This window comes from Mycobacterium sp. NGS39, assembly GCF_059812765.1.
Map to the genome: position 1 here is coordinate 169,125 of NZ_JCALDH010000009.1, position 13,953 is coordinate 183,077.

Sequence of the window (13,953 nt, forward strand, 5' to 3'; positions counted from 1 at the left end):
CGGCGGCTCGGTTCAGCCGGCCGGGCGGGCATAGTGCATGGCGACCGGTTCGGTGTAGCCGACCACCTCCACTTCGGCCCGCGGCTCTTCGGTGTAACCCAGCCCGAATCGGGCCACGTACTGCTTGTACAGGGTGACCAGGGGGGCGGCCGCTAACGCGGACTGCATCCTCGCGACGTCACCGATGGCCGTCACCGTGTAGGGCGGGCTGTAGGTCTTGCCGTGCAGCAGCAACGTGTTTCCCACACAGCGCGGCGCCGACGTCGCGATCAGTCGCTGGTCTTGCATCTGCACGGCCTCCGCGCCGCCGCTCCACAGTGCGTTGAGCACGGCCTGGATGTCCTGCTGGTGCACGACGAGGTCGTCCGGGGAGGCGTCGCGGGGGAACCTGCCGTTGGCGTCTCGCTGGGCGTCGGTCAGGGTGACCACCAGGCCGGGGCCGCGCATCGGGGTCAGCCCGGCCGCCACGGCCAGCGGTGCGGCCCTGATCAACAGAGCCGCCACCTGCGAGTCGTTGACGGCCGGTCCGGCGCGCGCGGCGTCGACCTGGTGTACCAACGCGTCGCGTTGAGCGCTGAGCCGGTCGACGGACTGCTGGGCTTCGCGGACCAGATCCACCAGTCGTGGGGAGTCGCTGCGGCGAATTTCGCTACCGCCGGACACGCTGTGGGTGGTGGCCAGCAGGACGCCCGCCAGCAGGCACACCACCGGCACGCCGGTCCGCCAGGCGCTGCGCCGCGTCGTCACGTGTGCATCTTCCCAGGTACGGCAGTCCGAGCGCGCGCGATGGTTGGGTTAATCTCAATTGCACCTGCAGCGGGGAGAGGAGCCCATGCCGAAGTCCAAGGTCCGCAAGAAGAACGATCTGACGGCCCGGTCCGTGAGTCGTACGCCGGTCAAGGTCAAGTCGGGCCCGTCCAGTGTGTGGTTCGTCGCGTTCTTCGTCGGACTGATGTTGATCGGGCTGTTGTGGCTTCTCGTTTTCCAGCTCGCGGTTGCCAGCGGCAATCAGCCGACCTGGCTGCAGTGGATGGCCGACCTCAACGTGTGGAACTACGCGATCGCGTTTGCCTTCATGATCAGCGGCCTGTTGCTCACCATGCGCTGGCACTGAGCCGACCCGATGTGGCGGCAGGCGCGGTTTTCGGCGGGTTACCCCGTCCGAAACTTTGCCGTTACCCAATCACACCGATGTGATTCATCCCCATTGTTGATAGCACCTGTGGATAACCCCATCTGGTGTGGTAGGGGCCTGCGGATAACCAATGCAGCAAACTGAGTGGGGCCCGAATCCGGTTGCCGTCGCCGGGTGCGGCGTGCTGGGAATTCTGCTGACGTCAGCGGCTGTGACGCTCGTCGCAGATGTTCCGGGCCGGTTTTTGGTGGGGATTGCGGGCGTCGGGCTGCTGGTCTTTGCGGGCTTCTCGCTTCGCGCGCGGCCCAAGCTGGCAATCACCCCCGGCGGATTGGCGATCCGGGGTTGGTGGCGGACCCGGGTGTTGGCCAGGCCCCAGATCGACGTCATCCGGATCACCGAGTTCCGGCGGCTGGCACGCAAAGTCCGATTGCTCGAAGTCGACACCGTCGACGGCCGGCTGATCGTGTTCAGCCGCTGGGATCTGGGAACCGACCCGCTCGACGTGCTGGACGCGCTGACCGCAGCCGGCTATGCCGGCCGGTAGCGCTACTGCGTCACGCTGATCGAGTTGATCACCACCGGCTCGGTGGGGCGGTCGCGCGCGTCGGTGGCGGTGGTGGCGATCGCGTCGACGACGCGCTGCGACTCGGGGTCGACGATCTCACCGAATATCGTGTGCTTGCGGTTCAGGTGCGGCGTCTTGGTGACGGTGATGAAGAACTGCGAGCCGTTGGTGCCCGGGCCCGCGTTGGCCATTGCGACCAGGTAGGGCTTGTCGAACTGCAACTCCGGATGGAATTCGTCGGCGAACTGATAGCCGGGGCCGCCGCGGCCAGTGCCGGTCGGGTCGCCGCCCTGGATCATGAACCCGTCGATCACCCGGTGGAAGACGGCGCCGTCGTAGAACGGGCCGGCGTTACCGCCCTTCGCATTCTGCGTGGTGTATTCCTTAGTCCCCGTTGCCAATCCGATGAAGTTGGCGACGGTCTTGGGCGCATGATTGCCGAACAGCGCGATCTTGATGTCGCCGCGGTTGGTGTGCAGGGTGGCAGTTGCGGTCTGGATGGGGCTCGTCACGGGATGCCAGTGTGCCATGCCCGTTCCGTCCGGTCCGACGGGCGCGGTCCGATACGCTCGACCCCGACTTGGCAGAAAGGCGGACCGTGACAACCAAGACCCGGCTGACCCCGCGGCAGCGTCTGACCCGAGGCCTGCAGTACACCGCAGTCGGACCCGTCGACATCACGCTCGGCACGGTCGGCCTCGGCGCGCAGGGCGCGTCCTCAGCCGGCCAGCGCGTGCGCGAGCGATACCGGCAGAGCCGTGTCGCCAGGGAGGTCAGCGCAGCGCAAGAGACCCTTACCCGTGAGCTGGCCGCCGCGCAGCAGGTGGTCGCGAATCTGCCTCAGGCGCTGCAGGACGTACGCCAGCCGCGGAACACGCGGCGCCGGATCGCGCTGCTGACGGCCGCCGGCATCGCGACTTTGGCTGGGGGAGCGGTCGCGTTCTCGATCGTGCGGCGGTCCATGCAACCCGAGCCGTCGCCGCGGCCACCTAGCGTCGAGGTCGAGTCCAAGCCGTAGTGCGTCGAGCCTGCGTCTAGATCGTCGGGGCGGCGGATTTCGCGATCTGTGCGCAGTTTCGACGCAGCGGAATGGCCAAAAAAGGGGTGGAGCCTAGGGGATTCGAACCCCTGACTTCTGCCTTGCAAAGGCAGCGCTCTACCAACTGAGCTAAGGCCCCTGAGGATGGTGCGACGGCGTGTGCCAGACCTCGGCGGCCCGCCGCGATCGCACCCAAATCACCAACGCTGCCAGCGCGGCGAGCACCACAACCCATCTCATTTCGTGGGGCTAGGAGGACTCGAACCTCCGACCTCTTCGTTATCAGCGAAGCGCTCTAACCGCCTGAGCTATAGCCCCGAACGACCGACGAGATTACCGCAACGGCACCTGCTCCCGTTAATCGCGATCGGCGAGCGTCACCTCGACTCCACCGACCAGATCGGTGGTGAGGTTGTAGATGAACGCGCCAACGGTGGCCATCGCCGTCAACAGGACGATGTTGACCAGGCCGATCAGCGCCGCGCTGCCGAAGATGGTGCCGCTGGACACCAGCTCGCTGTTGGAAGTGTTGTTCAGCAGGTCGCCGACGTTGCTGTTGAGCTTGGCCCACACGCCCATGCCGCCGAGCACCAGGTACAGGAACGCGACCGCGATCATCCACGCGAAGAACAGGGCCACCGACAGCACCAGCGACACCTTCAACACGCTCCACGGGTCGACACGGCGGATCTGCATGCTGGCCCGCACCGGACCGCTGGTACGGGTGCCCACCTGCACACGGGGACGCGGCGGAGCTGCGGGCTCGCCCTGCCTCTCGGTTGCGGGCGCCGGCCGCGGCGGACGCGGCGGAACCGGGCCGGAGAGATCCGGGAGCTCGCTGCGCACGTTCTCCGCGCGCGTCGGCGCCTCTGTGCGGGCAGGTGCGGGGGCCTCCGCTTCCGCGGGCGGCGCACCGGCCGGCGATCCCGAGATGAAGCGGTTGATCCGCTCTTCGATGCCGGCCGGTTCGTGGGGGCCGGACGTCTCGGGACGCCGCGGCGGCGGCTGCTGCGGCGGGCGGGCCGTGGCCGCAGAGCGCTGCCAGGGGCGCGGGCCGTCGCCGTTGCCCGGCTCGTTCGGTGAGCTCACCTACCGCTCCTTACGTGGTCGAGTCCGGTCGGGCCTATTGCTCGTCGCGCAAGCGCTCGTCGGCCTGGGCACTGTCAGTTTCCTCGGCGTTGCGTGCGATGGCTACCAGTGTGTCGCCCTCGCCCAGGTTCATCAATCGAACCCCCTTGGTCTGCCGGCCGGCCTTGCGCACCTGCCGGGCTGCGGTGCGGATGACGCCGCCGCCCGAAGTGATCGCGTACAACTCGGTGTCGTCGTCGACCACCAATGCGCCCACCAGCGTGCCACGCCGTTTGTCGTATTGGATGGTCAGCACCCCTTTACCGCCGCGGCCCTGGACGGGGTACTCGTCGATAGCCGTGCGCTTCGCGTAGCCGCCGGATGTGGCGACCAGCAGATAGGTGCCCTCGCGCACCACATTCAGCGACAAAAGCGCGTCGTCGGTGTTGAACCGCATGCCCTGCACGCCCGAGGTAGCGCGGCCCATGGGGCGCAGCGCCTCGTCGCTAGCGGTGAACCGGATCGACTGGCCTTTCGCGGACACCAGCAGCAGGTCGTCGTCGCCGGAACACAACACCGCGCCGACGAGCTCGTCGCCGTCGCGCAGGTTGATCGCGACGATGCCGCCAGATCGGTTCGAGTCGAAATCGCTGAGCCGCGACTTCTTCACCAGCCCGTTGCGGGTGGCCAGCACCAGATACGGGGCGTCGTCGTAGGACTTGATCTGGATCACCTGCGCGATGCGTTCCTCGGGCTGGAACGCCAGCAGGTTGGCGACGTGCTGGCCGCGCGCGGTGCGGGAGGCCTCGGGCAGGTCGTAGGCCTTCGCGCGATAGACCCGCCCTTGGGTGGTGAAGAACAGGATCCAGTCGTGCGTGGAGCAGACGAAGAAGTGGTTGACGATGTCGTCTTGCTTGAGCCCGGCGCCCTGCACGCCCTTGCCGCCGCGCTTTTGACTGCGGTACAGGTCGGTCTTGGTGCGTTTGGCGTAGCCGGTTTCGGTGATCGTGACGACGACGTCCTCGCGCGCGATCAGGTCTTCGTCGGACACGTCGCCGTCGGCGGCGATGATCCGGGTGCGCCGGTCATCCCCGTGCTTGTCGGCGATTTCCTTGAGCTCGTCTTTGACGATCCCGCGCTGACGCTCAGGCTTGGCGAGAATGTCCTCCAGGTCGGCGATTTCGGCCTCGATCTTGGCCAGGTCGTCGACGATGCGCTGACGCTCCAGGGCGGCCAGCCGCCGCAGCTGCATGTCGAGGATGGCTTGGGCCTGGATTTCGTCGATGTCGAGTAGCCCGATCAAGCCTTGGCGGGCCTCGTCAACGGTCCGCGATCCGCGGATCAACGCGATCACCTCGTCGAGCGCGTCGAGCGCCTTGACCAGGCCACGCAGGATGTGCGCGCGCTCGTTGGCTTTTCGCAGCCGGTAGCGGGTGCGGCGGATGATGACGTCGAGCTGATGGTCCACATACAGCCGGATCATCTGGTCCAGCCGCAGGGTGCGCGGCACGCCGTCGACGATGGCGAGCATGTTCGCGCCGAAGCTGGTCTGCAGTTGGGTGTGCTTGTACAGGTTGTTCAGCACGACCTTGGCCACCGCGTCGCGCTTCAGCTCGACGACGATGCGGATGCCGACCCGATCACTGCCCTGGTCTTCGATATTCGCGATGCCGGAGAGCTTTCCGTCGCGAACCTGCTCGGCGATGGACGTGATGAAGTTGTCGTGGTTGACCTGATAGGGCAGCTCGGTGATCACCAGTGAGGTGCGGCCGCGCGAGTCCTCTTCGATCTCGGCAACACCGCGCATGCGGATAGACCCGCGCCCGGTGGTGTATGCGTCGGTGATCCCTTGTGTGCCAACGATCAAGCCCGCCGTGGGGAAGTCAGGTCCCTTGACGTACTTCATCACCGCTTTGAGGGTGGTCTCCTCGTCGGCGTCGTAGTTGTCCAGGCACCAGAACACCGCGTCGGCCAGCTCGCGCAGATTGTGCGGCGGGATGTTGGTGGCCATGCCGACCGCGATGCCGCCGGAGCCGTTGGCGAGCAGGTTGGGGAACCGGCTCGGCAGGACGGTCGGCTCCTGCACGCGACCGTCGTAGTTCGGGATGAAATCGACTGTCTCCTCGTCGATTTCACGCAGCATCTCCATCGCCAGGGGAGTGAGCCGCGCTTCGGTGTTGTGGCTGACGAACCCGTTGGTGACGAACGCGTGGTCGTCTGTATCGATGCGCAGGCTGTAGACCGGTTGTACGCCGGCGTCGGTCACCGAAGCGACGCGCGCGTAGTAGAAGCGACCGTCCGTGAGTTCAGTAGCAATTGCACGCACATCGGGATCGGCAATACGGCGCAGAATCTCTTCGCCGTCGCGCCGCCAGCGGGACAGGCGGTCAATGTTGTGTCGGTTCAGCCAGTCCTTTTCCGCCCAGCGGCTGCCGCAGTGCCTGCGGATAAATCGCGCCAGTCCGGGTACGTGGTCGCCGTCCCTGCCAGCACATGGCGGCATAGCTGACAAGATCCTGATCAACTTCTCTTGCTTCGCGCCGCCGAACCCGATTTGGGTTGCAAACAGCTCCGCCTGCGCACGATTGCTGATGACCACCTTGTGCTCACCGATAGCGTGCTGGTAACGGCGCGAAACCACCCCGAACTCGAGCAGCATTTGCTGGACCTCTTTGGCCAACCGTTCACTGCGGGTCGAGTAAGACACTTGAATTGTGTTGCGGGGCAACAGAGAGCATGAGCCGTCACCCTCGAAGAGGGCCTGCAGAAAGGCTCGCTTGGCCGCTGCGGCCGCGCTCCATAACCATTCCGGGACAAACTTGTCCGCAGAACGTTGGCCTACGAGTTGACCGAGCCGCGACTTCTCGAGCGCTGCCAGGTCATGAACGTCGAGTTGATGGAGCACAGAACCCGACGCGATTTTGCGCGATGAAGTGTAGCGGCGGCCGCCAACTACCGAGTCGAATGCCGCGACGACCATGTTGAAGAAGTCGCGGTCCACGTTGTTGAACCCGGCACGAGAAGCTGACACGAACCCCTCGCTGACGATCGCCCCCGCGAGAAGAGCCTCCATTGCTTCACGCCAGTCCGCAGGACCAAGCTCCTCCGGAGGCGTGCGCTGCAACACCACATGGTCGCCGGGTTCGATCTCTTCGATCAGCTTCCACAGCAGTGTCGGAACGCCACCCATGTCAACCAGGCATAACAATGGGTGGTTGGCCGTACCTGTGAGTTCGTAGCCTTCTGCGGTCCGGACCGTATAGGTCTGATGCTCACCTGAATGGAAGAGTCGGTCGGCGACAACGGGATTACCGTGCCGGTCGAGGACCTTGAGCTCAATGGCATTGTCCGAGTTGGGTTTTGCGCCCCTGACGACGTCGCCGATGCGCACGGATTGCCCGAATGGCAAGCGAACCAACGCATCACCGGTGACGCAATACCTCATCGCCGCCGGGGGGTCGTTGCCCGGCGAACCGAAGTTGCCCTGACCGTCGACCAGCGGGTAGCGCAGCGACCACGGCTGCGCCATGCGCACCAACGTGTCGTAGATCGACGCGTCACCATGAGGGTGGTAGTTGCCCATCGTTTCGGCAACGGAGCGCGCGGATTTCGCGTGGCTGCGATCCGGCCGGAACCCCGAGTCGAACATCGCGTAGAGCACCCGGCGGTGCACCGGCTTGAGCCCGTCGCGCACTTCCGGCAGGGCACGCCCGACGATCACGCTCATCGCATAGTCGATGTAGCTGCGCTGCATCTCCTGCTGGATGTCGACCGGTTCGACCCGGTCGGCGGACTCGTCTGGTGGCAGCGTGGTGTCAGTCATGAGTTCCTTTGTGAACTAAACGTCGAGGAAGCGAACGTCTTTGGCATTGCGGGTGATGAATGAGCGACGGGCCTCGACGTCTTCGCCCATGAGGATCGAGAACAATTCGTCGGCCGCGGCCGCGTCGTCCAAAGTGACCTGCCGCAGTACCCGCACCGACGGGTCCATCGTGGTCTCCCACAATTCCTTGGCATCCATCTCGCCGAGACCTTTGTAGCGCTGGATGCCGTCGTCCTTGTTGATCTTCTTGCCGGCCTTCAGACCCGCTTCGAGCAACCCGTCGCGTTCCCGATCGGAGTACGCGAACTCCGGCTCGGCGCGCTGCCACTTGAGCTTGTACAGCGGCGGCTGAGCCAAGAACACGTGCCCGTTTTCGATCAGCGGCCGCATGAACCGGAACAACAGCGTCAGCAGCAGTGTCGAGATGTGCTGGCCGTCGACGTCGGCGTCGGCCATCAGCACGATCTTGTGGTAGCGCAGCTTGGAGATGTCGAACTCGTCGTGAATACCGGTGCCTAGCGCGGTGATGATCGCCTGCACCTCGGTGTTTTTCAGCACGCGGTCGATGCGCGCCTTCTCGACGTTGATGATCTTGCCCCGCAGCGGCAGGATCGCCTGGAACATCGAGTCGCGGCCGCTCTTGGCTGAGCCCCCGGCCGAATCGCCCTCCACCACATACAGTTCTGACTTGCGCGGATCGGTGGAGCGGCAATCGGCCAGCTTGCCAGGCAGCCCGCCGATGTCGGTGGCGCTCTTGCGCCGCACCAGCTCGCGGGCCTTGCGTGCGGCGATGCGGGCCTGGGCCGACGAAACCGCTTTGTTCACAACGACTTTCGCGTCAGCCGGATTCGACTCGAACCAATGGGTGAGTTGTTCGTTGCACACGCGCTGGACGAATGATTTCACCTCGGTGTTGCCCAGCTTGGTTTTGGTCTGGCCTTCGAACTGCGGTTCGGCGACCTTGACCGAGATCACCGCGGCGAGGCCTTCGCGGATGTCGTCGCCCGTGAGGTTGGGGTCCTTGTCTTTCAACAACTTCCGGTCTTTGGCGTACTTGTTGACCACCGACGTCAACGCGGCCCGGAACCCTTCCTCGTGGGTGCCGCCCTCGTGGGTGTTGATGGTGTTGGCGAAGGTGTGCACCGACTCGGAGTAGCCGGCGTTCCACTGCATTGCGACCTCGACCTCGTGACCCGGACCCTTGCCGGAGAAGTCGACGACGCTGTTGTGGATCGGCTGTTTGGTGCGGTTGATGTGCTTGACGAAGTCGACGAGCCCGCCGGGGTAGTGGAATTCCCGCCGCTTCACCTTGTGGGCGGTGGCCTCGGCTGCTTGTTCCTCGGCGGTCTTCGGCGCCTCGGCGGTGTCGCTGACGACCTCGTCGACCACCTCCACTTCCGACACCCGCTCGTCGGTGAGGGTGATGGTCAGCCCCTTGTTGAGGAACGCCATCTCCTGCAGCCGCCGCGCGACGGTCTCGAAGTCGTATTCGGTGGTTTCGAAGATGTCCGGGTCGGCCCAGAACCGCACCGTGGTGCCGGTCTTCTTGGTCTTCTCGCCCTGCTTGAGGGTGCCGGGCACCGAGTGATCGTAGGACTGGAACCACTCATAGCCGTCGCGTGAGATGTCGACTTCGAGCCGGGTGGACAGCGCGTTCACCACGGAGACGCCGACGCCGTGCAGCCCGCCGGACACCGCGTACGCGCCGTCTTCGCCGCCGAACTTGCCGCCGGCGTGCAGCTGGGTCATCACCACGTCCACGGTCGGCGCGCCACTGGCGTGCATCTCGACCGGGATACCGCGCCCGTCGTCGGTGACTTCGACGCCGCCGTCGGCAAGCAGCCGCACGTCGACGCGGCTGGCGTAGCCGGCCATCGCCTCGTCGACCGCGTTGTCCACCACCTCCCAGATCAGGTGGTGCAAACCGCGTTCACCGGTGGAGCCGATATACATGCCGGGCCGCTTGCGGACCGCCTCCAGCCCTTCGAGGATGGTGATGGATGAGGCGCCGTACTCCGTTTGTGCTTTCTTCTTCTGGGCAGCCACGGTCGGACAGGTCTCCTTGGGGTTCGCATGCGAGCGGTTCGGTCACCGCGAGCGGGGTCTTCGTCCAGTCTACCGGTAACCGCCGCCAGCACCGATTCTGAAGCGGTGTTTCTACACAGCTAAAAACGCCGTGTACGAGATTTCGCGACCAGCGGCGCGTCCTGACGCTTGCGGCTTTTCTTTTCGCGGTTCAAGCGGCTCTCAGCGATGCTTATCCATAGGTGTCGCGCGGTCCACGCCCCGCCACCCGCAGGGGACCTTTCCGCCATGACGGTGCCACCGGTCCGGTGATCTTCAGCGACGTCACCACGCCGTCGCCGACCGCGGCGGCGATTTTCGCGAGCAGCTGGGCCTGCATCATCCGTAACTGGGTGGCCCACGCTGTGCTTTCCGCCGTGACGCTGAGCACCCCGTCGTGCAGGGCCGTAGGTGTGGCGTGCTCGGCGATCTGTTCGCCGACCACCGACCGCCAGCGCCCGAACACCGCTCCTTCGGCCACCCGGCCCGACCACCCGCGGGTCGCCGCGACATCGCGTGCGGCCGCGCCGAGTGGTTGCGGATCTCGGACGTCGGGGCCGGGACCGGACCATGAGCGACGGTTGCCTTGCCGCCCGGCCACGCGTGGCGTGCCAGTACCGCGGCGGCCCAGCCCGACGTTCTTGCCTTGCGAGCGGGCGGCGCTGCGGGCCTCTTCCAGTGTGCGGCGCACCAGATCCATCGCGTCGTCGCTCATGACGTCACCACCGACATCCGGCCGGCGTCATCTTCGGACAGCCCGATCGTGATGCGCCGGGCGTCGAGTTGCGCCGGAATGTCTTCGACCACCGCGGCTGTCACCAGCACCTGCTCGGCTTCCGCGGCGACCGCAGCCAGCGCCTGTCTGCGCGTGGTGTCGAGTTCGGCGAACACGTCGTCAAGTAATAACACGGGCTCGGTGCCGTCGGACCGTAACAGCTGGTATGCCGCCAGTCGCAGCGCTAATGCCATGGACCACGATTCGCCATGGGAGGCAAAGCCTTTCGCTGGCTGCGCACCGAGGATGAGATCCAGGTCGTCGCGATGGGGGCCGACCAGGCAGACACCGCGGTCCAGTTCCGCGGCGCGGCGCGCCGCCAGTGCGGCCAGGAGCGCTGCTTCCAAATCCGCTGTGTCGCTGGACCCCAACTCTGTGTCGATGCTCGACCGATAGCGGATGTCGGCGCTGCGCGACCCGGGTGCCAGCAGTTGATAGGCCTTCTCGACTTCGGGTCTCAGCTCGTCGACCAAGGCGATGCGTGCAGCCAGTAGCTGTGCGCCGTGCTCGGCCAGGTGACGATCCCAGACATCGAGGGTGTGCAGCAGCCCGTCGTCGCCCGTGCGGTGTCCGGCCGCGGTTTTCAGCAGAGCTGTGCGTTGGCGGACCACCCGGTCATAGTCGGCGCGGACACCCGCCAGCGCCGGGCGCCGGAGCGTCGCGAGCTCGTCCAGATACCGGCGGCGTTCGCTCGGATCGCCGCGCACCAGCGCGAGGTCCTCGGGAGCGAAGAGCACGGCACGCAGTACACCGAGCACTTCGCGTGGGCTGCGAACGGGGGAGCGGTTCAACCGCGCCTTGTTCGCCTTACCGGCTGTGATCTCCAGGTCGACGGCCAGCTCACGGCCATCATTGACGACGATCGTCGAGACCACCGCGCGCGGCCGGCCCGCGCGAATCAACGGTGCGTCGGTGGCCACCCGATGCGAACCAAGGGTAGACGAATACCACAGGGCCTCAACAAGATTCGTTTTCCCGTAGCCGTTCGGCCCGACGAACACAGTCCGCCCGGGTGCCAACTCCACGTCCACTTCGGACCAGGACCGGAAGTCGCGCAACCCCAAGTGCCGTACATACATCGGCTGCGAACTATCCCGACTGGCTGACCCGGTGAACGGCGTGACCGCCGAATTGATTACGCAGCGCGGCAACAGCTTTCATGGTGGGGGACTCCTCCTGGCGAGACAAGAACCGCGCGAACAGCGATGCAGCGATGCCCGGAACCGGTACCCGGAGCCGAATGGCCTCTTCGACGGTCCAGCGGCCCTCGCCGGAATCCTCGGTGTAGCCGGTGATCTGCCTCAGCCCGGGGTCCTCCTTGAGCGCTTTGGCCAGCAGCTGCTGCAGCCAAGACCGCACGACGGTGCCGTTGGTCCACGCTTGGTAGACGGCTTGCGGATCTTGGATCAGGTCCTCGGCGTTCAGCAGTTCATAGCCCTCGGCATAGGCCGACATCAGCGCGTACTCGACGCCGTTGTGGACCATCTTCGCGAAGTGGCCGGCGCCCACCGGCCCGGCGTGCACGAATCCGTCTTCGCGCGGGCCGGGCGGCCGCAGCGCGTCGAAGATCGGCATGGCCCGCTCGACGTCGGCGTCACTGCCGCCGACCATCAACCCGTAACCGGCCTTCAGACCCCAGATACCGCCCGAGACGCCGGCATCGATGAACGCAATCCCCTTCTGCGCCAAGAGCTTTGCATGGGGGCCGTCCTCGGTGTACCGGGAATTGCCGCCGTCGATCACCAAATCGCCCTCATCGAGCTCCTCAGCCAGCGACGCGATGGTTCCGTGGGTGATCGGCCCCGAAGGCACCATCACCCACACCACCCGCGGGGGCGTCAGCGCGTCGACGAGCGCAGCCAGTGACGGCACATCGGTGACTTCGGGCCGCGGGTCGTACCCGACGACGTCGTGGCCGCCGTCGCGCAGGCGCTCGCGCATGTTGAACCCCATCTTGCCCAGACCCACCAGGCCCAGCTGCATCTATGCCTCCCTCTTGTGGAATCGCGCGGACGGGATCAGCGCGTCAGCCGGGTAGCCGAACGGGCATCAGCAAGTAGACGTAGTCCGACGGAACGGCCGGGAACGGCCCAGCGGCGGGGAGCGGCGTGTCGTCCCCAGCGGCCGGTCGCAGCACGGCGGGCCGGCTGGGAGTGGTGAATCCGAATGACACTTTCTCACTGTGCAGCGACGTCAGCCCGTCGGTCAGGTAAGTCGGGTTGAACGCGATGGTGAGCGGGTCGCCCGAAAATTCCACGGGCAGGTCCTCTTCCGCGCGGCCGACGTCGTCGGCGCCGGCGGCCAGACGCAAACTGCCTTCGCTGAACTCCATGCGGACTTGCGCGCCGCGGTCGGCGACCAGCGCCACACGTTTGATGGCTTCCACGAGTTCGGCGACGTCCACGGTGGCGACGGCTGTGTGTTCGGTGGGCAGCAGCTGGCGGAATTTCGGAAACTCGGCGTCCAGCAGTCGGGTGGTGCTGCGTTTGCCTTCGCTTCGAATGCCGAGCAGCCCCTCCTTGCCGACATTTGCGCCCGCACCCAACGCCAGCCCGACCTCGGCGCCGGTGATGCCGGCTCGGGCGACCTCGGCCAGTGTCTTGGCCGGCACCAGCACCGCGGCCTCGATGTCGGCCGATGACGTGGACCACGTCAGTTCGCGAACCGCCAGCCGGAACCGGTCGGTGGCAGCCAAAACGACTGTCTCGCCGGATATTTCGACGCGGATGCCGGTCAGCATGGGCAACGTGTCGTCGCGCCCGGCGGCCACGGCGACCTGCGCGATGGCCTCGGAGAACAGTTCAGCGGAGATCACCCCGGTTTCCTCCGGCAGTGCCGGCAGCGCAGGATAGTCCTCGACCGCCATGGTGGGCAGCGAGAACCGGGCGCTGCCGCACGTCAGCGCCACGCGGGTGCCGTCGACGCTGACGTCGACCGGTTTGGCCGGCAACGCCCGGGTGATATCCGACAGCAGCCGCCCCGACACCAAAACCCTTCCGGGAGTGGCGATTTCCGCTGGCACCTGCACCTCGGCCGACACTTCGTAGTCGAACGAGCAGATGGTCAACCCGGTGTCGGTGCCTTCCAGGAGCACACCGGCAAGCACCGGCACCGTCGGCCGGGTCGGCACGTTACGCGCTACCCACGCCACCGCATCGGCGAAGTCCTCGCGGACCAGCCGGAATTTCAAGTCGGTCAAGCCGACCGTCGTCGTCGCCACCTCACACAGCCTTTTCTTGGATCACTGTTCGTCACACACTTCGTCCCCGCGGTTCCCGGGCCTCACAACCAGGTGACCGTCGTGTACCTACGACGACCGTAACGGCTGTCGAGGCACCACCGTAGAGCTTTCGCCTGCTCGATAAAAGCTAATCGATCAGCCCGACAGGCACTGTCCGCCAGCCCTGCCACGGGTGTGGAGAACCGTTGTCCCCAGCGCCTTCTTCTGACCGAAATCTAGAGAGATAGATAAGCAACAGTA

12 protein-coding genes and 2 tRNA genes are annotated in these 13,953 nt (G+C 65.9%); 3 read left to right on the forward strand and 11 right to left on the reverse strand.

Annotation, left to right across the window (positions count from 1 at the left end; genetic code table 11):
- Positions 1-12: 12 nt before the first annotated feature.
- Positions 13-747 carry a DUF881 domain-containing protein gene (locus AC5Y39_RS14605; RefSeq protein ID WP_500017642.1) on the reverse strand — a complete coding sequence of 245 codons (735 nt, stop codon included), beginning with the start codon at positions 745-747 and terminating at the stop codon, positions 13-15.
- Positions 748-832: 85 nt separating this feature from the next.
- Between AC5Y39_RS14605 and crgA the strand changes: the two genes are divergently transcribed.
- Positions 833-1,114 (forward strand): cell division protein CrgA, encoded by a 282-nt coding sequence (gene crgA / locus AC5Y39_RS14610; RefSeq protein WP_499912830.1) that lies wholly within the window; start codon positions 833-835, stop codon positions 1,112-1,114.
- Between the two features lie 151 nt (positions 1,115-1,265).
- On the forward strand, positions 1,266-1,682 hold the full coding sequence (locus AC5Y39_RS14615; RefSeq protein ID WP_500017640.1) for a PH domain-containing protein: 417 nt from the start codon (positions 1,266-1,268) through the stop codon (positions 1,680-1,682).
- A 2-nt stretch (positions 1,683-1,684) separates the two neighbouring features.
- Here AC5Y39_RS14615 and AC5Y39_RS14620 read toward each other — a convergent pair whose 3' ends face one another.
- On the reverse strand, positions 1,685-2,215 hold the full coding sequence (locus tag AC5Y39_RS14620) for a peptidylprolyl isomerase (RefSeq protein ID WP_500017638.1): 531 nt from the start codon (positions 2,213-2,215) through the stop codon (positions 1,685-1,687).
- Between the two features lie 86 nt (positions 2,216-2,301).
- On the opposite strand from AC5Y39_RS14620, the gene cwsA reads away from it, so the two are divergent.
- Entirely contained in the window at positions 2,302-2,721 is a 420-nt protein-coding gene (gene cwsA, locus AC5Y39_RS14625; RefSeq protein WP_500017636.1) for a cell wall synthesis protein CwsA, read from the forward strand.
- A gap of 87 nt (positions 2,722-2,808) precedes the next feature.
- Here cwsA and AC5Y39_RS14630 read toward each other — a convergent pair.
- The 9 genes from AC5Y39_RS14630 to dnaN all read right to left on the reverse strand — a co-directional run bounded on the left by AC5Y39_RS14630 (position 2,809) and on the right by dnaN (position 13,692).
- A tRNA-Ala gene (locus AC5Y39_RS14630) sits at positions 2,809-2,881 on the reverse strand.
- Positions 2,882-2,986: 105 nt separating this feature from the next.
- A tRNA-Ile gene (locus tag AC5Y39_RS14635) sits at positions 2,987-3,060 on the reverse strand.
- A 39-nt stretch (positions 3,061-3,099) separates the two neighbouring features.
- On the reverse strand, positions 3,100-3,831 hold the full coding sequence (locus tag AC5Y39_RS14640) for a DUF3566 domain-containing protein (protein WP_500017634.1): 732 nt from the start codon (positions 3,829-3,831) through the stop codon (positions 3,100-3,102).
- Positions 3,832-3,865: 34 nt separating this feature from the next.
- Positions 3,866-7,633, reverse strand: a complete 3,768-nt coding sequence (gene gyrA / locus AC5Y39_RS14645; protein WP_500017632.1) for an intein-containing DNA gyrase subunit A — start codon at positions 7,631-7,633, stop codon at positions 3,866-3,868.
- Positions 7,634-7,648: 15 nt separating this feature from the next.
- Complete coding sequence (gene gyrB, locus AC5Y39_RS14650; RefSeq protein WP_500017630.1) at positions 7,649-9,679, reverse strand: DNA topoisomerase (ATP-hydrolyzing) subunit B; 2,031 nt, start codon at positions 9,677-9,679, stop codon at positions 7,649-7,651.
- Between the two features lie 211 nt (positions 9,680-9,890).
- Positions 9,891-10,412, reverse strand: a complete 522-nt coding sequence (locus AC5Y39_RS14655; protein WP_500017628.1) for a DUF721 family protein — start codon at positions 10,410-10,412, stop codon at positions 9,891-9,893.
- Positions 10,409-11,551 (reverse strand): DNA replication/repair protein RecF, encoded by a 1,143-nt coding sequence (recF, locus tag AC5Y39_RS14660; RefSeq protein WP_500017626.1) that lies wholly within the window; start codon positions 11,549-11,551, stop codon positions 10,409-10,411. Before recF ends, AC5Y39_RS14655 begins: the two co-directional genes overlap by 4 nt.
- Before the next feature lie 10 nt (positions 11,552-11,561).
- The gene (gene gnd / locus AC5Y39_RS14665; protein ID WP_500017624.1) at positions 11,562-12,455 is read right to left on the reverse strand and encodes a phosphogluconate dehydrogenase (NAD(+)-dependent, decarboxylating); all 894 of its coding nucleotides are present in this window, start codon (positions 12,453-12,455) and stop codon (positions 11,562-11,564) included.
- Between the two features lie 43 nt (positions 12,456-12,498).
- Positions 12,499-13,692 (reverse strand): DNA polymerase III subunit beta, encoded by a 1,194-nt coding sequence (gene dnaN, locus AC5Y39_RS14670; RefSeq protein WP_500017622.1) that lies wholly within the window; start codon positions 13,690-13,692, stop codon positions 12,499-12,501.
- Between the last annotated feature and the right edge of the window lie 261 nt (positions 13,693-13,953).